The organism is Nonomuraea rosea, from assembly GCF_039539705.1.
Taxonomy (GTDB): domain Bacteria; phylum Actinomycetota; class Actinomycetes; order Streptosporangiales; family Streptosporangiaceae; genus Nonomuraea; species Nonomuraea rosea.
Genome location: NZ_BAABDQ010000012.1, coordinates 260442 through 279150 on the forward strand (window position 1 = coordinate 260442; position 18709 = coordinate 279150).

The following is an 18709-nucleotide window of genomic DNA, read 5'->3' on the forward strand; positions in this document are numbered from 1 at the left end:
CGTCACATCCAAGGTAAATGTGAAAACGTCCAGAATTTGCGCACAATGCTTGTGATAGCGTCCAAGCTCATGGCTGACGGTGGGTTGCATCCGCGACAGTCGACGACGGTCAGCGTGACGCACGACTCTGACGGAGCGACATCGATCGTTCGCCTGGCCGACTGCGTGAGACTCATGCAGTCCGACCTCGTACACGCCAACCCCCGCTCGGACACCACGGAGCGGCCCGTCACTGACGTGATGCTCTACGACCCCGCCGACGACTGGACGAGCCTGGACGGGCGCATCATCCTCGCGGTCGGCTGCACCTACGGCTCGCCTGAGTTCGATACATTCCTGCAGCGAGCTTCCGCGGGAAACGCCGCGGCCGTCGTGGTGAAGGCGTATGGCGCAAACCTCGCACTCCTGGGCTCAACCGCCGACAGGTACAGCATGGCGATGCTGGTCGCCCCCCACGACGCCGACTGGGCCCGTCTGGCCGCCCTCGCGAGGTCTGCCGTCGTAGGAGCTGCAGTCGACACCGTGTCAGGGGTCCGGCTCGGTGACCTGTACGCATTCGCCAACGCCATCGCATCGATCACCGATGGCGCAGCGAGCATCGTGGACACGTTCGGCAATGTCGTCGGCTACTCGACGTTGCCCGGACAGCCGATCGACGAGATCCGGCGCCTTACTACCCTGACCCTGCAGGAGCCCGAGCCCCCCGCATTCGACCCGGGCTTCAAAAGGGTCTACGCCTCTAACAACGCATTGGTCATGCCCTCCCCCTACGCGGGGATGGACCGACTCGCGTTGGCAGTGCGGGCAGGCGGCGAACTGCTGGGGTCCATCTGGGTCATCGACCCCGGCGATGAGAAGCGGGCGGACGCGCTGCAGGCCCTGGACAGGATGGGCGACCTGGCGGGTTTGCATATGCTCAATGCGCGTTCAGAATCTGACTTTGGTCAACGGCGTAGCAGCGATCTGATCCGCACGCTCGTGGACGATCCGCCCAGCGCCCCCTTCGCAGCCGCCCAACTGGGGCTGGATGTCGCCCACGAGATCGCGGTCGCCGCATTCAGCATCGTTCGGCCCGAGCGCGGAAACCTCGACGCCGTTCGGGAGGTCCGACGTCTGCTGCATCTGATCACGACCATCTGCAATGTCCAGTTCGGAACAAGCCACAGTGCGGTCATCGACTCGGTGGTCTACGCCTTGCTGCCCGCCGACGGTGCGAACCCCAGAGCAACGCAACGGCGGGTGATCGAGGAGATCTGCACCTACGCGAATACCATCACATCGGGTCCTCTCATCGCCTCCGTTGGCAGCATCGCGCCGAAGGTCGAGCAGGTGGCGCAGTCCAAGGACGAGGCGTTGGCGACGCTGCACTACTTGGGCAAGCTGCACAGGCGTGGCGCATGGCCTGACGCCCAACATATCTCCGGGATGTACGAAGATCACAGGGTCCCGCTCAGCCTGTTGAAGATCGGTCACTTCGTCGCCGATGCCGGCCTGCACTTCGACGATGGAATCGACCGTCTCAGACGACATGACCAGGAGCACGGCACTGACTACCTGCCGACGCTGCTCGCGTACTTCGTCCACAACACGAACATCTCCGCGATGGCTGCGAGCTTGCAAGTACACAACAACACCGTGCGCTACCGGATGACGCGACTGGCAGAGGAGTTCGAACTGGATCTGGAAGATCCGAACTCAAGACTCTGGGCGTGGCTGCGCTTGTCCATCTCTGAGCTGTCCGGCCCTTCCTAGCCAGGGCGAACGGACGACAGATACATCTCAGCCGAAGATCGTTAAGCGTTTGCGCAGTAACGTGCGGCCCTCGGATGCCCCGGGGCCAGGCACGCCGGAGCCTCCCGGCATCAGTGGGCCAGCCGGCGACCTCAGGACTGCCCGGCAGGTTCGAGGTGGTCGGCGAGGCGGCGGAGGGTGACTGCGAACCGACCGCGGAGGTGTAGAAGAACGCGCTTGCGTGAGTGCGGCGGGATCAGGCGTAATCGTTCGGCCTCGGCTTGCTGTTCAGCGAGGTAGGCGCGACCCCACTCCTCGTGCATGTAAGACATGGAAGGCTCCTCAGGGTTCTTCGGGGAACGCGTGGTAGAAGAGAAAGACTGCGCGTGTATCTGGCAGAGCCTCGCTCGATTCGACCCGCGACTTAGTCAGCTCGCGCCACGGCTCCAGCACAGCGTTGAGTTGGTCGGCGAGCTGCGCGAGCTCATCCTGGGTGAGCCGTAGGTGGCGGCTGCTTCCGAAGGACGCGTCCTGCCATTCCTTGGGAAGCGTCATGTGCGTGCGTTCGAAGTCGCGCAGCCGCTCGAACTGGTCGATCACCCACTGTGAATTCCACTCCCGCACCACGGCTCTGGCTTCCGGGGTTTCAAGATTCACCACTGCAAACCCGCCCATAGATGCCCGCACCCAGCGTTCCCGGCTGTCCCGGGCGAGCTCCGGCACGTCCTCGATCAAGCCATGCTTCTGCATCCGCCGCAGGTGATAGCTCACTTGGCCAGGGTCAGCATCCATCCGCCTGGCGAGCTCGCTCACCGTGACCGGGCCAATCCGGAACAGGAGGCTGAAGAGCTTCATCCGAAACCGGCTGGTCAAAACCTTGAGCACGTCCAGGTCATCGATCTGTTGCATGGTCACGACGGTAAGACCAGCCCCTGAGAAGGCTCAAGAGGTCTACTGGATCTTGAAATCGCGCGGTGGTGGCGTGCGGGAGCTGAAGATCAACTGTTATGTCCGTACTCGCTTCAGGGATGCCCGGACAGCTGCGGTGGTTTGCTGGGTTACCGCGGTGGGGTGGTAGTCGTCGCAGTATTCGTGCCAGAGGGTGCCGGCCCAGGGGTCGTAGCGGCAGCCGCCGTGGCAAGACCGCCGCCATCCCGGGCCGAACCTCCTGCCGTACATGTCGCTACTGTCAACTTCGATTGCGCGCTTCCATGTCCGCTTCCAGTTGCCGCGACGGACTGTCGTCTTCAAGGCCGCCAGACAGACAGGTCGGTGCCGGGGAGCTCTTGACGTATCAAATGAACGCTTTTTTAATTCATTCATGGGGCGTATCGCAGGCGTCACCGCCGCCGAGACCCGGGAGCGGCTGTTGCAGGCAGCCGCCGAGGTGTTCGCTGCGCGCGGGTACGACGGCACTCGGGTGAGCGACATCGCCGCGGCCGCCGGGGTGAGCAACGGCGCGCTGTACGCGCACTTCGGGTCCAAGGCCGAGTTGCTCGTGGCCGCGTTGCGGGCGCATGGGCCGCGGTTGCTGGCCACGCTGTTCGCCGCTGATCCCGACCGGTCGATCGCGGACCTGCTCGTCGTCGTCGGCCGGCGGCTGCCTCGCCGGCGTGAGGCGTGCGGGCACCTCATCGTCGAGGCGATGGTCGCGGCCCGCCGGGACGAGGAGGTCGCGCGTGCCATGCGTGACTACTCCGGTGAGCGCGCCGACTGGCTCGCCGCGCTCGTACGCGTCGCCCAGGCGGCGGACGAGATCGATCCCGCGCTGTCGCCGGACGCGGTCGCCCACTTCTGCCTCCTGCTGGCGATGGGCAGCGCGCTGGTGACGCCGGCCCTGCGCGCGGTGGACGACGGGGAGTGGACCGCGCTGCTCGCCCGCGTGGTCGGCGCCCTGGCGCCTGGCGTCCCCAGCCACCCTGGCGACGCCGCGCCCGTGCAGCCCGACCAGCCCGACCAGGCCGACCAGCCCGACCAGCCCGACCCGGCCGGCCAGCCCGACCCGGCCGGCCAGCCCGACCCGGCCGGCCAGCCCGACCCGGCCGGCCAGCCCGACCCGGCCGGCCAGCCCGACCCGGCCGGCCAGCCCGAGCAGGGCGAGCAGGGCGAGCAGGGCGAGCAGGGCGAGCAGGGCGAGCAGGGCGAGCAGGCCAGTGACATCGACGACACCGACACCACGGCACAGAGGGGAGCACCCCAGTGAAGGTGCAGATCGACTCAGGGCGCTGCCAGGGGCACGGCCGCTGCTACGACCTGGCTCCCGACCTGTTCAGCGAGGACGACGAAGGCTACGGGCAGGTCGTCGGCGACGGCATCGTGCCGCAGGACCAGGAGCGTGCGGCGCGGTTGGCGATCTCCAACTGCCCGGAACGCGCGATCGAGACCCTCTAGGAGGCGTGACATGACCGTCGATGACCGCTTCAACCGGGACTTCCAGGAAGGGCAGAAGGACCGGCCACTCGGCACCCGCAACGAGATCGTCACCGGGCCGGTCTCGGACTGGGCGACCGACTTCTCCCACGCCGAGCCCGAGTGGGCGGCCGATCCGTACCCGATCCAGGACGAGCTGCGGCAGAGCTGCCCGATCGCGCACACCGAGCGGTTCGGCGGCGCGTGGCTGCCGACCCGCTACGAGGACGTCGCGGCCATCGCCTACGACACCGAGCACTTCTCCTCGCGGGCGATCATCATGAGCAATTTCCGGCCGCCGAAGGAGCTGGCGCCGGTGGGCGGCGTGCCGCCGATCTCCTCCGACCCGCCCTTCCACCACCACGCGCGCAAGCTGCTGCTGCCCGCCTTCACCAAGAACGCGGTCGCCAAGCGGGAGGAGGCCACCAGGGCGTTCTGCCACGCGCTCATCGACGCGATGGAGGGGAAGGACGTCGTCGACGCCGCGCACGACTACGCCCAGCACATCCCCATGCGGGTCATCGCCGACATGCTCGGCTTCCCGCCCGAGGACGGGCCGAGCTTCCGCACGTTCATCGAGAACGCGCTCGAAGGCATCAACCTGCCCCCGGAGGAACGCCTGGCGAGCTCGGAGGAGTTGTTCAACTATCTGCTCGCGCAGATCCGCGACCACATCGACCACCCGCGCGACGACCTGACGACCTACCTGATCGAGGCCGAGCTCGGCGGGCACAAGCTGGAGCCCTCCCACGTGGCCGGCACGATGGCGCTGCTGCTCATCGCCGGCATCGACACCACGTGGAGCGCGATCGGCGCGTCCCTGTGGCACCTGGCCAAGACGCCCGGCGACCGCGAGCGGCTGGTGGCCGAGCCCGGCCTGTTGCCGACCGCGATGGAGGAGCTGCTCAGGGCGTACGCGCCGGTCACCATGGCCCGGCTGGTCAAGGAGGACATGCACTGGAACGGCGTGGAGATGAAGTCCGAGGACTGGATCCTGCTGTCGTTCCCGGCCGCCAACCGCGATCCCGCGCACTTCGACCGGGCGGCCGAGATCGTCATCGATCGCGAGGTCAACCGGCACGCCGCGTTCGGGCTGGGCATCCATCGCTGCGTCGGCTCGCACCTCGCGCGCATGGAGCTGCGGGTGGCCCTGGAGGTCTGGCTGGAGCGGATCCCGGACTTCACCCTCGCCGACCCGGCGGCGGTGACCTGGGCGGCGGGTCAGGTCCGCGGGCCGCGTACGCTGCCGCTGCGCGTCCGCTGACCGCTAATGAGGGGCTGGAGGCTAGGGAGACAGAATTCTTCGATTTTCGCCATATTTCATGACATGCGAACGCGGTAGGGTCTCCCTGTCAGGAGCCGTCGGCCCGGCGTGGCACACCCGACCGTTCCGGAGGTTGCCCCAGATTCATCGGTGCGTCAGGTCGAAGCCGATGATCGGGCCCGGGCTTCCACCGGAGCAGATCGCCCGGAGGACACGCGAATGGATGCCCTGTTCCATGACGGATCGCTGTGCGTCTTCCCCGTGCTCGCCGATGACGGGAGCCTGACGCTGCACCTGGAAGGCTCGATCGACCGGGTGACCGGCCGGGCCTGGCACGCGGCTCTCGAGTGCGCCATCGGCCAGGAAGGTGATGTCGTCGTGGACATGGCGGATGTGGAGTTCATCGACGTGGCGGGGCTGCGCGAGCTCGTGCGGGTCGCCCTGTCCCTGCCCGATGGCCGGCGTCTGCGGGTCCGCCACCTGGCCCCCGCGATGGCCAAGGTCGTCCGCCTCGCGGGGTGGGACGGCTCCTTCGGCCTGGTTCTGGAGAAGGCTGGACGCCCATGAACACGCCGCCCGAGCTGCTCCACCAGGCGCTGTTCTACGACAGCGACCAGGCGTTCCTGACCCCGCTGACCGGTTTCTGCCTGGACGGGCTGGCCGCCGGAGACAAGATCCTGGCCGTGACCACCGAGGCCAACATCGCCCTGCTCGCCGGCGCGCTCGGCGGGGCCGCCGCCGACGTGTCTTTCGTGCCCGCCCTGAGCTGGTACGACGCGCCCGGCCGGACCCTGGCCGCGTACCACCGGTATGTCGACGCCCACAAGCCCTTCCACCACCGCGTGCGCATCATCGGCGAGCCCGTCTGGGACGGCCGCGACGCGGTGGCGGAGGCCGAGTGGACCCGCTACGAGTCGGTGATCAACGCCGCGTTCGCGGGCAGCCCAGCCTGGGTCGTGTGCCCCTACGACGAGCGGGCGCTGCCCGAGCGGATCACCGCCGACGCCCGGCGTACGCACCCGTCGGTGCTGACGGCCTCCGGTACGCTCCACAGCCCCGCCTACACCGACCCGGCCGCCTTCACCTGCGCCATCGACCACCAGCCGCTGCCCGAGCCGTTCGGCACGGTGATGGAGATCCCCTTCGACGACCACCTGCACCGGATGCGCCGGCGGCTGAGCGCGCACGCGATCGAGCTCGGACTGGACGCTGAGGAGGTCAACCGGCTGGTGCTGGCCGTCAACGAGGTCGCGGGCAACGCCGTCCAGCACGGTGGCGGGCACGGCCGGATCCTGCTGTGGGCCGACGAGACCACGGTCACCTGCGACGTCACCGACTCCGGCCGGATGGAGCTCCCGCACCCCGGCTACCTGCCGCCCGATCCCACCGCGGGCCACGGCCACGGCCTGTGGATCGTGCGCCAGCTGTGCGAGCTGCTGGAGATCCGTACGCACGACGACGGCACTCAGATCCGCCTCCACCTGGCCCGCACCTGACCTCAGCCGACGCATGCAGGAGACGAATCATTGGAGAGGACCTGATGAGCGAGCAGGACACCTTGCAACGCAAAACCTGGGCGGTCGGCGACTACCGGTTCGTCGGCGCGCGCTTCCTGCTCGCCGCGGAGCTCCTGTGCGAGGCCGCGCGGCTGCGCGCGGAGGAGTCGCACCTCGACGTGGCCACCGGCACCGGGAACGTGGCGCTCGCCGCGGCCCGGCGCGCCGCCCGGGTCACCGCCGTGGACCTGGTGCCCGAGCTTCTGGCGCACGCGAGGCGGCGGGCCGAGGCCGAGGCGCTGGAGATCGACTTCCGCGAGGGGAACGCCGAGGCGCTGCCGGTCCCTGACGACGCCTACGACCTCGTCACCTCGACGTTCGGGGTGATGTTCGCCCGCGACCAGGAGCGCGCCGCCGCCGAGCTGCTGCGGGTGGTGCGGCCGGGCGGCCGGATCGCGCTCGCCTGCTGGACGCCGTCCGGATACATGGGGCGGATGCTCGCGCTCAACACCGAGTACGTCGCCCCGCCGCCCGGCACCAGGCCCGAGAGCCGCTGGGGGACGATCGAGGGGCTGCGCGAGCTGTTCGGGCCCGAGGCCCGTATCGAGGCCGCGCCGCGCGAGCTGTGGTGGCGGTTCGCCGGCCCGGAGGAGCACGTCCGGGCGTGGTGCGAGACGTACGGGCCCACGGTGATGGCGCTGGAAGCCCTCGACGCCGCGGGCCGGGAGTCGCTCACCGCCGATCTGACCAAGCTCGTCCGCGAGCTGAACACCGACGACGAGACGCTGCTCATGCCCCTCGAATACCTCGAGATCGTCATCCACCCCTGACCAGACGGGACGCGCTGACGGGCACGGGCGTGCGGCGGGGGACGGCGGCGTAGCTGATCGCGAGCGCGGCCAGGCTGAGCGCCGCCGCCGCGAACCCGAGCCAGCGCAGCCCGTCCACGGCCACCAGCCCGCCGCCGAGGGCCGAGCCGGCCGCGATGCCGATGTTGAACGCGCACACGTTCACCGACACCGCCAGCGTCGGCGCGTCACCCGCGTGCCGCAGCACCAGGCTCTGCAGCACCGGCGTGGTGGCCGAGGTGAGCAGGCCGAACGCGAGCACCGCCAGCACGGCGGACGCCTGCCACGGCAGCGCGAACGGGAAGATCATCAGCACCACGGCCAGCCCGGCGAACGTGCCCCGGACGGTCACGGCCAGCGAGCGGTCGGCCAGGCGCCCCGCGATCAGGCCGCCCGCCAGGCTGCCGGCCCCATAGACCAGCAGCAGGATGGAGACCGCCGCCGGGGTGAACCCGGTGATCCCGGTCAGCGCGGGCGCGAGGTAGGTGAACACGGTCGAGGTCGCGGCCAGGCCGACCGCCGTGGTCGCGATCACCAGCAGCACCCGCGGCCGGACGACCGTGCGCAGCTCGGCCCGTACGCCGGTGGCCGGCGCGTCCTGCCGGGGCAGCACGGCGGCGAGCAGCCCGGCGACCACGAGCGTGAGCACGGCCAGCACGGCGAACGGCGCCCGCCAGCCCGCGCCCTCGCCCAGCAGCACGCCCACGGGCACGCCCAGCAGGGTCGCCACCGAGAAGCCCGAGCCCACGGCGGCGATCGCGGTGCCGGCGCGGCGCGGCTCGACCACGCGCGTGACCAGCAGCAACGCCAGCGTCAGGAACGCGGCATGGCTCAGGGAGGCGACGACCCGCCCGGCGATCAGCAGCTCGTACGACCCGGCCAGCGCGCAGATGGCGTTGCCCGCGCTGAACAGCAGCAGCAAGCCCAGCGCCAGCCCCTTGCGCGGCAGGCGCACGGTCAGGATCGTCACCAGCGGCCCGCCGATGACGACACCCAGCGCGTACGCCGTCACCGCCTGGCCCGCCGTGGGCACGGAGACCCGCAGATCGGCGGCGACCTGCGGCAGCAGCCCCGCGATGAGATATTCGGAGGTGCCGACCACGAACACGCTCACCATGAGCACGGCCGGCACCACGATGCTCTTCTTCATGCCGGTACGCTAAAGTCTCACATGCATGTGAGAGTCAACCGGCGGTGAGGGAGGTCACATGCGGATCGGCGAGCTCGTCCGGCGCACCGGCGTGAGCGAGCGGCTCCTGCGCTACTACGAGGAGCAGGGTCTGCTCACACCCGAGCGCCGGCCCAGCGGCTACCGCGACTACACCGACGACCACGTCGACGCGGTCCGCCGCATCCGCAGCCTGCTCGCCGCCGGGCTGAGCACCTCGACGATCGCCACCGTGCTGCCGTGCCTGGGCACCGGCGGCGAGCGCCTGGCACCCACGTGCCCCGACGTGCTGGGGCAGCTGCGCAGGGAGCGGGACCGGATCGACCGGGCGATGGACGACCTGCGCACGTCCCGCGAAGCCCTCGACGTCGTGATCAGCGCCGCGCCCTGAAACCCGCCGATGCTCAGCCGGGGCCGGGCGCCTGATCGCGCCTGGCCAGGATGGCCAGGCGCTCGCCGCCGAAGAAGGCCCGCGCGAGACTGCCGCGCACCGCGGGCCCGGCGCCCACGCACTTGCTGACGTAGTGCACGCCCACCGTGATGACGACGAGGATGAAGACGTACGCCCAGATGTCCTGGAGCAGGCCCACGGCGACGCCGGCGGCGATGATGATGATCGTGATGGCGTAGATCAGCATCGTCCACCACCATTGCTCGAAGCCGCGCGCGAAGACCTTGCCGGGCTCGGGAACGGTGGAGAACTCCTTGCCGGAAGCCCGGACGGTCTGCGTCGCGAGCCGCAGGGTGATGCCGTTGCACGCCGTCACCGCGAGGGCGCCGGCCGCGCAGGTCCACGGCCAGATCCAGTACAGATCAGCCCAGAACGTGGACAGGATCGTGGTGGGGACGGCCACGATCGCCATGGAACGCATGAGAAGCTCGGTCGTCCTGGCCAGCCTCCCCGGGATCTCCTTGACCGAGAGCCTGGCGAGCACGGTCTGGTAGTACTTCGCGGCCACCAGCCCCTGGCAGAAGGCGATGATGTTGGCCGCCAGCCCCGCGTCGGCGGCGAACGCGGCCAGGTCGAGCTCGCCCGTGACGACGTCGTCCACCTTGAGCAGCGCGGTCTTCGCGGCGATGAACCACCAGGACGCGGTGGCGATCACCGAGAACAGCAGGAGATATTCCTCGTGCCTGGGCCGGGCGTCGCCCAGCCGCCGCCATTTCATCACCTGCCTGAACTGCGTCGACACTTCCCGTGACGTGGGCGTGTACTTCGCGAACGGCCGGGAGAAATGGTCGTCCTTCGCCTCGGATTCCTGCCGCACCAGAGAGAAATGGAATTCGAGATGTGTGCGGAGGGCGTCGAACGTGAAATTCCGGTCGTCCGGGCCGAGCAGCAGACGGCGATCGGGGCGTTCGTCGATCAAATCCTCCAGGACCCGGCCGAGAATGGGGCTCGTGGTCCAGATCTCCTCCGGAGTCCTGCCGTCCCTGGGCGGGCTGCCGGCCACGATCTCCATCAGGATGATGCCCAGCGAATAGGCGTCCGCGGTGACGGATTCTGGCCGCCTGTTCTTGATCTCCGGCGCGATGTAGACGGAGTCGTCGTGCTCGGCGATGCCGACCTGGCGGCTGTAGAGATGGTTCACGCCGAGGTCGATCAGGCGGAACTCGCCGGTCTCGCGGTCGAGGATGACGTTGTTCGGCGACAGGTCCAGGTGCTGGTGCTGCGGCTTCTTGGCGTCCACCGGGACACCGCCGGCGAGCAGGTGGAGCGCGGCGGTGAGTTTCGCGGCGATCCGGTGCGCCTCTTCCAGCCGGGCGGCCATGCTGGGGTGGCCCGCCGCGAAATCCGACAGGTGCTCGCCGAGCGTCTCTCCCGGCTGGAACGGCATGATGACCCAGCGGTCCGACGACGCGATGGGTTTGACTATCACGGAGGTGAGCTCGTCGGCGCCGTACGTGGCCGCGTACGCGTCGGTGGCCCTGGCGATGGCGGCCAGTTTGTTCCACGGAAAGAGGACGCATTTGACGGCCAGCATCGGCCGGGACCCCGCCTCGTTCACCGCCCGGCTCATCCGGCCCTTCAGGATGAACGACGTCGTGCCGGCCTTGTGATATTCGAGCGTGCCGAAATCGAGGTCGTTCCACGTGCGGGCCTCGCTGGTGTCGGCCGCGTGGCCGGCGGGCCGGTAGACCAGCCTGATCGCCTCTTTGATCCACGGATCGGCGAGGAGCGCGGCGCAGTATTCGTCGGCTTCCCGCTGCGCCTCCTGATCGGGCGACTGGAAACGGCGGTCGAGAAGTTTGAGGTTCAGGCAGATCAGCGATATGACGCCGTGCAGCATCGAGCCGCGTTGACCGGCCGCGATCCTGAGCCGCGCGCTCTCGCAGGCCGCCATGAAATCGGCGCGATGCTCCATCTCGTAATTGGAGATGTGGTCGAGGATGTCGTTGAGAAAGGTCTCGGCGCCCTTTTGCACGGTGGCCTCGTCCTGCTCGGTGAGCCGGGCCGTCTGCCGCTCCCCGTGGTGGCCCTCGATTTCCTGAAGGAGGGCCCTCGCATATGATCTCGCCGACATCTGCGCCATGAGCGTCCTAGTCCGAATGATCGACGCTGATCACGACATTTCCTATTTTCTGGCCTGTCTCGACGTACCGGTAAGCCTGGAGGATCTCGTCCAGCGGATAGCGGCGGTCGATGACCGGCTTGAACGCCCCCGACTCGATCAGCCCCTTGAAATGCCGCGCCATCCCCGGGTCGTTCCGGGGGAGCGGGAACCGCACTCTCCGCCCGCCGAACAGCGGGGTGACGAGCGGCAGGAACAGGTTCTGCGACCACGGGCCCAGATCGGCGGCGACGAAGACGCCGCGCGGCTTCAGCAGCCGCCGGCACCGGCCGAACGAGGTCTTGCCGACCGCGTCGATGACGACGTCGTATCGCTGCGCGTCCTTCGTGAAGTCCCCGGCCGTGTAGTCGACGGCCCGGCTCGCGCCCAGCGACTTGACCAGCTCCAGGTCCTTCGGGCCGCAGACGGCGGTCACGGTGGCGCCGAGGTTGTGCAGGAGCTGCACCAGCGCCGAGCCGATGGCCCCGGTCGCGCCGTAGACGAGCACGTCCTGCCCGCTGCGGACCTTCGCCGTCGTGATGATCGTCAGCGCGTAGTGCGACCCCTCGGTGCTGGGCGCGGCCTCCTCGTAGCTCAGCCCGTCCGGCATGATCGCGAGCTTGCCGTCCTGAGAAATCGTCATATAACCGGCATGGGCCCCAAATGATTCGTCGTTGTACCCGAAAACCTTGTCGCCGACCTCGTACGACGTGACGCCCGCGCCCACCGCCGCGACTTCGCCCGCGAACTCGTTTCCGAGAATCGTCACCTTCGGCCGGACGAGCCCCGCGAAAAACCGCCAGATGAACGGCTTGGCAGCCCGTAACGCGCAGTCAGTACGGTTGACCGTCGTCGCGTGGACCTTCACGAGCAGCTCGCCGTCCTTGACCGCGGGCCGCGCCACTTCCGACACACTCACCACGTCCGGCGGCCCATATCTGGCGCGGACTGCTGCCTTCATGCCTGAATTGTAGCGATCACAAGAAGATCGAATTCGGCAATCGTCCGGCATTCACCGCTCGTCGTTTTCCCGCTGTTTCTCGAAGTACGGTTTCATCGCCGGATAGTAGTCGTCCCAAGCCGGCTTGACCGTGTCTTCGGTCGTGCCCGCTCGTGCCGCCACGAGCAGGTCGAGGTAGTACTCCCAGCCCGGTCCCACGTCGCCGACACCCTCCTCGCTGTCCAGGTGCTGGACGAACCGCAGCTCCGTCGTGCCGTCCGCCTCGCTCAGGAGCAGCTCCAGCCGCCAGGCGCCGTGCTCGTCCACCATCGACAGGGCCAGCCGGCGCGGGGGCTCGCACGCGTCGATGCGCATCTCGCACCACGGCGCCTGCTCCTCGTACGCCATCTGCACCTTGATCGTCCGGCCCGGCGCGGCGACGCCCTCCCAGGGCCCGAACCAGCGGGCCGTGCGGTCGGACTCGGACACGCTGGCCCACACGTCCTCGGCGGACGCGCGGAACGTCCTGCGCAGGACGAGATCGCTGCCCGCCTCCGTGCGGATGAGCCTTCCTGTCGGTATGGGACTCATGCGGTGTTCTCCCTTTCGTCGTCGCCGGCCGTGTCGCGCTGAGTGCGCCGGTCGCGGCGGGTCCGGTAGACCTCGGTCTCCAGCGCGTCGAAGCGGCTCTCCCAGGGGGAGCGCCGCTCGAACTGGCTCAGCCACTCGACGAGCTCGCCGAGCGGGCCGGGGTCGAGCACGTAGAAGCGCTGCCTGCCGACGAGCTCGTCGCGCACCAGCCCGCTCTCGCGCAGAACGCGCAGGTGGCGGCTCACGGCGGGCCTGCTGATCACGAAACGCCGGGCGATCTCGCCTGCGGGAAGGCGCTCGTCGCGCAACATCACCAGGATCTCCCGCCGTACCGGATCGGCGATCGCCGCCGCTGCCCCGTCCACCCGGAAAGCGTAACCTGTAGGTTACGCGTTAGGCAACGGCCGGTTCCCCGTCTTGCGGGACAGGAGGCTCACCGGTGGGCGCGGGTCAGCTCCAGCACGTCGGCGAGCTGCCGGGTCGTCGGCAGGATGTGCAGCGCCTCGTCGATCTCGCGTTCCGCCCACGCGCGGTGGCGCGGCTCGGCTTCCTGGTCGATCGCGATGCGGGTCTGGACCAGCAGGAAGTTCAGCCGGGAGGCCAGCAGCATCGAGAAGTCGGCCGGTCCGAGCACGCGCCCGGGGCCGCCCTCGCGCACGTACGCGTCGTACATGCGTCCCATGGCGCCGAGGTCGGCGACGTGATGCTCGCAGAACCAGTCGAACAGGGCCCTGGCCAGCTCCCTGCCCGGTGCGGCCGGGCCGAGGTCGCCCCAGTCGACGACCACCAGCGCGCCCGCGGGGTCGGCCAGGACGTTCTCCGGGTGCAGGTCGCGGTGGCAGAGGATCAGGTCGGCGGGATCGGCGGGGGCGACCGCCGCGCACAGCTCGGGCACCGCGGCCGCGATGGCGGCGACCTGGGCGGCCCAGGCGGCGCCCGACCCGGTCACCTCCGCCCACTCGTGTGCGGCGGGGAAGCGGTCGTACCAGCGGTCGGGCGGCCCGCCGGCCGGCTCGGCGGACGCGGCGGGGGCGCAGCGGTGCAGGCGGGCGAGCAACGCCCCGAGCTCTTGCGGGGTGTCCGGCGCGGCCGGATCGACCGGCGTCAGGTCGAGCCAGTCGTAGAGGCGCAGCCGCGTGCCGCCGGGCGCGGTCAGCAGGTGGCGGCCTTCGCGGTCCGGGTGGCTGGCGGGCAGCCGCACGCCCGACTCGGCGGCGCGGCGCGCGAACGCCAGCTCGGCCTCGATCAGGGCCTCCGACGGCGGGTCGGCGAAGATCTCCTTGAGCGCGTAGCTGGCCGGGCCGACGTCCAGCCGCCAGATCTGGCCCAGCGCACCCCGGGGGCCCGCGGACACCACGACGTCCGCGTCCCACCCGAACGCCTCCCGCACGTGCGCGACCAGGTCATCGACCACGATCAGCCCTTCCTGAGAGCATCCTCGGACCAGTGTCGTACGCATCCGCCTCCGCTGGGAACCGTCCTGCTCGCCCACAGGCGTCTCGGCCGGGTCAGGTGCCGAGTTCGCTGACCGCGATCTCGCCCTTGGAGGCGTACTCGGCGATCTGCGGCGAGAGGGTGCCGTCCACCATCACGTCCACCCGCCCGCTGTCCGGACCGCCCGGCTTGGCGACGCCGTCCACGCGGGCGTTCGGCACGAGCACCCGGCTCTCCCCGGCCGCAGGGCTGGCCGGCACGTGGACGATCTGCACGCGGTCGCCTGCCACCAGGTCGTCGGGGATCTGGCCCGGCTTGAGCAGCAGCCCGACCCGGGCCTTGCCGGGCACGCGCTCGGTGGCCGCCGGGGTGGTCATCGCCCGGGTGAGCAGGGTGCCGGGCAGGACCGTGACGCTGGTGACGCTGCCCGCGAGCCGCTCACGTTCGGACCACGGCAGGTACATGCCCACCGGCGCCACCGCCCGCTTGCTCATCGCGGCGAGGGGGATCGGCTGCCCCGCGCCCAGCCGCTGCGTGATGGCGATGACCTCGGTACGGTCGCCCGCCCGCACCGCGCTCACGACGGTGGCGACCGCCCCGGCCAGCACGAGCAGGAGGCCGAGCAGCGCGAAGGCGGGGCGACGCTCGCGCGGCACGTCGGGAAGACGCGTCGAATGCGCCGATGTCAGCATTTCCGGCGGAATTTCCGGGTCATTCGGAATAGCGGAACTATTCGCAGGCTTTCGATTCTTCCACATGGCACGAAACCTTGCCCGAAGACGTCCGGCGGCACGTCGCAGGCCAAAAATGGGAGCCCCAGGAAATTTTCCTTCCCCATGCCGTGGCCCGTACTCGTGAGTGGCATTCTTGCTTCGTCCCGATCAACGAGAGGAGAAAGTGTGTCACGTCGCCTCAAGGTCGTCGTCGCCGCCACATTGGCACTGGTCATGACGGCTGCCGGCCTGCCGGCGGACGCCGCCGCCGGGCCGAGATTCAACGGTGGCCGCGTGGACGGGCAGGATCCTTACGGCGAGGTCATCGTGGGAAGAGGAGGCATTCATATCTACCTCTATGGCCGAAGGGACGATCATCACTACGTCACCGTCCATTACGTGACGACTTTCGGAAACGACGTCGATCTGAAGGCCGGGCCCCAGGCGTCCAGCGCGCACGATTACGTGATTCTCGGCAGTATCGACCGGCTCACGTTCTGCTGGGCCACCCAAGACCGCACCAACACCTACCGCACCTGTCACAAGACCAAGCGCCTCTGGAAGTGAGCGCTAGCCGCGACGCAGGCCCTCCAGGATCCGGGACAGAGCGGCCCAGGCGTCGTCGAGGTCACTCTCGTTCCCGGAGCCGGCCAGCCACAGGGCGGCCTCGTTCATCGCCCCCGACAGCAAATGGGTCAGCGGCGCGACCGGCTGCCGCTCGATGATCCCGGCCTCGACGAGGCCCGAGAGCGCCTCGGCCAGATGGCGGGCCGAGGCCGCCTCGTCCAGCGCCCGCCACTCGCTCCAGCCCAGGACCGCCGGGCCGTCGATGAGCATGATCCGCTGGATGTCCGGATCGGTGCCGGCCGCGAGGAAGGCCCGGCAGCCGGCCCTGAGCTGCTCCCACGGGTCGTCCTGGGCCTCGGCGGTCGCGGCCACCGTGCCGGCCACCTCGCCCTGCACCTGCTCCAGGACCGCGCGGAACAGGTCGGCCTTGCTGTCGAAGTGGTGGTAGAGGGCGCCCTTGGTGACCCCGGCGGCGGCGACGATCTGCGACAGGCCGACCGCCGCGTAGCCGTGGCCCGCGAACAGCCGCCTGCCCTCGCGCACCAGCGTCCGCCTGGTCTGCTCGCGCTGCTCGATCCTGCTGCCCTGGGGCACCGCGGCCCACCTCCGTTGACGTACCGATGGTATGTCAGTACTGTACCTTGACATACCGACGGTATGTGAAGGAGTTCTCCATGATGCTGACCAGCTTCTATCCGGTTCTGTGCACCTCCCGGCTGCGTGAGTCCCGCGACTTCTACGTCACGTGGTTCGGGTTCGAGGTGACGTTCGAGGCGGACTGGTACGTGAGCCTGCGCCGCCCCGGATACGAGCTGGCCCTGCTCGACCACCGGCACCCGACGCTGCCCGAGGGCCACCGCGAGGCCGTGCGGGGGCTGCTGCTCAACTTCGAGGTCGAGGACGTGGACGCCGAGTGGCGGCGGCTCGTCGTACAGGGCGGGCTGCCCGCCGTGCTGGACCTGCGCAGCGAGGACTTCGGGCAGCGGCACTTCATCGTCGCCGACCCCGGCGGGGCGCTCATCGACGTGATCACCCCCATCCCGCCCACCGCCGAGTACGCCGGCCAGTACCAGACAGGCTGAGAAGATCTGGCGCGCGCACCGCGCGGAAACGGGCACGAAGCCGCTGAGCTGCGTACTTTGGGGGCATGCAGTCAGACGCCGCGGACGACGCGCGCTACCTGCCGATCGGCGAGCACGGGCTGATCGGCGACCTGCGGACCGTCGCGCTCGTGGGCACGAACGGCACCATCGACTGGTACTGCTGCCCGCGCTTCGACGCCCCCAGCGTGTTCGCCTCGATCCTCGACGCGGACCAGGGCGGGTCGTTCGAGCTGGCGGCGGACATCCCGGCGACGACCAAGCAGTTCTACTTCCCCGACACGAACGTCCTGATCACCCGCTTCTTCGCGGTGGACGGGGTGGGCGAGATCCAGGACTTCATGCCGATCGAGGAGGACTCGCGCGAGGCCGACCGGCACCGGCTGATCCGCCGGGTCGCCTGCGTGCGCGGCACGCTCCCGTTCCGCGCCAGGATCGCGCCCCGCTTCGACTACGCCAGGCAGCCGCACACCATCCGCGGCGACGGGTCCAGGACGATCTTCGAGTCGGAGTCGCTGTCCCTCTCGCTCGCCGCCAGCGTGCCGGTCGAGCACGACGGGCGCGACGCCTGGAGCAGGTTCGAGCTCCAGGAGGGCGAGCACGCGGTGTTCGCCCTCGACCGGATCGGCGGGAGCGTCGCCGCCCAGGACTGCCCGATCGAGGAGGCGGAGCGGCAGTTCGCGGAAACGGTGCGGTTCTGGCGTAAATGGCTGTCCGCCTCCCGTTACCGCGGCCGGTGGCGGGAGGTCGTGCACCGCTCGGCGCTCACCCTGAAGCTGCTCACCTACGCCCCGACCGGCGGGATCGTCGCCGCCCCCACGACCAGCCTGCCCGAGCGGATCGGCGGCGGGCGCAACTGGGACTACCGCTACGTGTGGGTGCGCGACGCCGCGTTCTGCGTGTACGCCCTGCTCAGGCTGGGCTTCACGGAGGAGGCCGAGGCCTTCATGGGGTTCCTGTCAGAGCACGTCTCGCTCGGCGGCGACGAGCGTACCGGGCCCTTGCAGATCATGTACGGCATCGACGGCCGCAGCGACCTGCCCGAACACGAGCTGACCCACCTGGAGGGCCACCGCGGCTCCAAGCCCGTACGCGTCGGCAACGCCGCGGCCGACCAGCTCCAGCTCGACATCTACGGCGCGCTCATCGACTCCGTCTACCTCTACAACAAGTGGGGCCAGCCGATCTCCAGCCACCGCTGGGACGAGGTGTGCACGCTGGTGAACTGGGTCTGCGACAACTGGGACCAGCCCGACGAGGGCATCTGGGAGACCCGCGGCGGCCGGAAGAACTTCGTCTACTCCCGCCTGATGTGCTGGGTGGCCATCGAACGCGCCATGCGGATGGCCTCCCAGCGTGGCCTGCCCGCCGACATCCCGCGCTGGCGGCGGGCCCGCGACACCATCTACCGCGACATCATGCGGCAGGGCTGGTCGGACACGATGCAGGCGTTCGTCCAGCACTTCGACGAGGACGTGCTGGACGCGTCCATCCTGATGATGCCGCTGGCCAAGTTCGTCTCGCCCACCGACCCCAAGTGGCTGTCCACCCTCGACGCGCTCAGCGACGGCCTGGTCTCCGACTCGCTGGTCTACCGCTACGACCCCGAGGTCAGCCCCGACGGGCTGGAAGGCCACGAGGGCACGTTCTCGATCTGCTCCTTCTGGTACGTCGAGGCGCTGGCCCGCGCCGGCCGCCTCGACGACGCCCGGCTGGCCTTCGAGAAGATGCTCACCTACGCCAACCACCTGGGCCTGTACGCCGAGGAGATCGGGCACACCGGCGAGCAGCTCGGCAACTTCCCGCAGGCCATCACCCATCTGGCGCTCATCAGCGCCGCCTTCAACCTCGACCACGCGCTCGGCTGAGCTCGCGGCAGGCTACCGCGCCGTACCC

20 protein-coding genes are annotated in these 18709 nt (G+C 69.4%); 11 read left to right on the forward strand and 9 right to left on the reverse strand.

Annotation, left to right across the window (positions count from 1 at the left end):
- The first annotated feature begins 69 nt into the window (after positions 1–69).
- Positions 70–1752 carry a PucR family transcriptional regulator gene (locus tag ABEA43_RS27600; protein ID WP_345566238.1) on the forward strand — a complete coding sequence of 561 codons (1683 nt, stop codon included), beginning with the start codon at positions 70–72 and terminating at the stop codon, positions 1750–1752.
- A 321-nt stretch (positions 1753–2073) separates the two neighbouring features.
- Here ABEA43_RS27600 and ABEA43_RS27605 read toward each other — a convergent pair whose 3' ends face one another.
- A complete protein-coding gene (locus tag ABEA43_RS27605) occupies positions 2074–2640 on the reverse strand; it encodes a helix-turn-helix domain-containing protein (protein WP_345566240.1) in 567 nt (188 codons plus the stop codon).
- A gap of 412 nt (positions 2641–3052) precedes the next feature.
- Between ABEA43_RS27605 and ABEA43_RS27610 the strand changes: the two genes are divergently transcribed.
- From ABEA43_RS27610 to ABEA43_RS27635, 6 genes are all read left to right on the forward strand, one after another.
- On the forward strand, positions 3053–3934 hold the full coding sequence (locus ABEA43_RS27610; protein WP_345566242.1) for a TetR/AcrR family transcriptional regulator: 882 nt from the start codon (positions 3053–3055) through the stop codon (positions 3932–3934).
- Positions 3931–4122 (forward strand): ferredoxin, encoded by a 192-nt coding sequence (locus ABEA43_RS27615; protein WP_345566245.1) that lies wholly within the window; start codon positions 3931–3933, stop codon positions 4120–4122. The genes ABEA43_RS27610 and ABEA43_RS27615 overlap by 4 nt, the downstream gene beginning before the upstream one ends.
- Positions 4123–4132: 10 nt before the next feature.
- Positions 4133–5404: a cytochrome P450 gene (locus tag ABEA43_RS27620; RefSeq protein ID WP_345566246.1), complete on the forward strand. Its 1272-nt coding sequence runs from the start codon at positions 4133–4135 to the stop codon at positions 5402–5404.
- A 219-nt stretch (positions 5405–5623) separates the two neighbouring features.
- Positions 5624–5971 (forward strand): STAS domain-containing protein, encoded by a 348-nt coding sequence (locus ABEA43_RS27625; protein ID WP_345566247.1) that lies wholly within the window; start codon positions 5624–5626, stop codon positions 5969–5971.
- On the forward strand, positions 5968–6900 hold the full coding sequence (locus ABEA43_RS27630; RefSeq protein WP_345566249.1) for an anti-sigma factor RsbA family regulatory protein: 933 nt from the start codon (positions 5968–5970) through the stop codon (positions 6898–6900). The genes ABEA43_RS27625 and ABEA43_RS27630 overlap by 4 nt, the downstream gene beginning before the upstream one ends.
- Before the next feature lie 44 nt (positions 6901–6944).
- A complete protein-coding gene (locus ABEA43_RS27635; protein ID WP_345566250.1) occupies positions 6945–7730 on the forward strand; it encodes a class I SAM-dependent methyltransferase in 786 nt (261 codons plus the stop codon).
- On the opposite strand, the gene ABEA43_RS27640 is transcribed toward ABEA43_RS27635, so the two are convergent.
- A complete protein-coding gene (locus tag ABEA43_RS27640) occupies positions 7717–8898 on the reverse strand; it encodes an MFS transporter (RefSeq protein WP_345566251.1) in 1182 nt (393 codons plus the stop codon). The two genes, ABEA43_RS27635 and ABEA43_RS27640, sit on opposite strands and share 14 nt — an antisense overlap.
- 58 nt (positions 8899–8956) lie before the next feature.
- On the opposite strand from ABEA43_RS27640, the gene ABEA43_RS27645 reads away from it, so the two are divergent.
- The gene (locus ABEA43_RS27645; protein WP_345566253.1) at positions 8957–9307 is read left to right on the forward strand and encodes a MerR family transcriptional regulator; all 351 of its coding nucleotides are present in this window, start codon (positions 8957–8959) and stop codon (positions 9305–9307) included.
- Positions 9308–9320: 13 nt separating this feature from the next.
- Here the strand turns inward: ABEA43_RS27645 and ABEA43_RS27650 are convergent, their stop codons facing one another.
- From ABEA43_RS27650 to ABEA43_RS27675, 6 genes are all read right to left on the reverse strand, one after another.
- Positions 9321–11450, reverse strand: coding sequence for a protein kinase domain-containing protein (locus tag ABEA43_RS27650; protein WP_345566254.1), 2130 nt, complete (start codon positions 11448–11450; stop codon positions 9321–9323).
- 7 nt (positions 11451–11457) lie between these two features.
- Complete coding sequence (locus ABEA43_RS27655; protein WP_345566256.1) at positions 11458–12429, reverse strand: NAD(P)-dependent alcohol dehydrogenase; 972 nt, start codon at positions 12427–12429, stop codon at positions 11458–11460.
- Positions 12430–12480: 51 nt separating this feature from the next.
- A complete protein-coding gene (locus ABEA43_RS27660; protein WP_345566258.1) occupies positions 12481–12999 on the reverse strand; it encodes an SRPBCC family protein in 519 nt (172 codons plus the stop codon).
- Positions 12996–13364, reverse strand: coding sequence for a metalloregulator ArsR/SmtB family transcription factor (locus ABEA43_RS27665; RefSeq protein ID WP_345566259.1), 369 nt, complete (start codon positions 13362–13364; stop codon positions 12996–12998). Before ABEA43_RS27665 ends, ABEA43_RS27660 begins: the two co-directional genes overlap by 4 nt.
- Before the next feature lie 68 nt (positions 13365–13432).
- Positions 13433–14458, reverse strand: a complete 1026-nt coding sequence (locus ABEA43_RS27670) for a phosphotransferase enzyme family protein (protein WP_345566260.1) — start codon at positions 14456–14458, stop codon at positions 13433–13435.
- 49 nt (positions 14459–14507) lie between these two features.
- Positions 14508–15089: a hypothetical protein gene (locus ABEA43_RS27675; RefSeq protein ID WP_345566262.1), complete on the reverse strand. Its 582-nt coding sequence runs from the start codon at positions 15087–15089 to the stop codon at positions 14508–14510.
- 243 nt (positions 15090–15332) lie between these two features.
- On the opposite strand from ABEA43_RS27675, the gene ABEA43_RS27680 reads away from it, so the two are divergent.
- Positions 15333–15713, forward strand: a complete 381-nt coding sequence (locus ABEA43_RS27680; protein ID WP_345566263.1) for a hypothetical protein — start codon at positions 15333–15335, stop codon at positions 15711–15713.
- A 3-nt stretch (positions 15714–15716) separates the two neighbouring features.
- On the opposite strand, the gene ABEA43_RS27685 is transcribed toward ABEA43_RS27680, so the two are convergent.
- A complete protein-coding gene (locus ABEA43_RS27685) occupies positions 15717–16361 on the reverse strand; it encodes a TetR/AcrR family transcriptional regulator (protein WP_425570373.1) in 645 nt (214 codons plus the stop codon).
- Positions 16362–16387: 26 nt separating this feature from the next.
- On the opposite strand from ABEA43_RS27685, the gene ABEA43_RS27690 reads away from it, so the two are divergent.
- Complete coding sequence (locus ABEA43_RS27690) at positions 16388–16795, forward strand: VOC family protein (RefSeq protein ID WP_345566269.1); 408 nt, start codon at positions 16388–16390, stop codon at positions 16793–16795.
- A gap of 65 nt (positions 16796–16860) precedes the next feature.
- The gene (locus ABEA43_RS27695) at positions 16861–18681 is read left to right on the forward strand and encodes a glycoside hydrolase family 15 protein (RefSeq protein WP_345566270.1); all 1821 of its coding nucleotides are present in this window, start codon (positions 16861–16863) and stop codon (positions 18679–18681) included.
- The last annotated feature ends 28 nt before the right edge of the window (positions 18682–18709 follow it).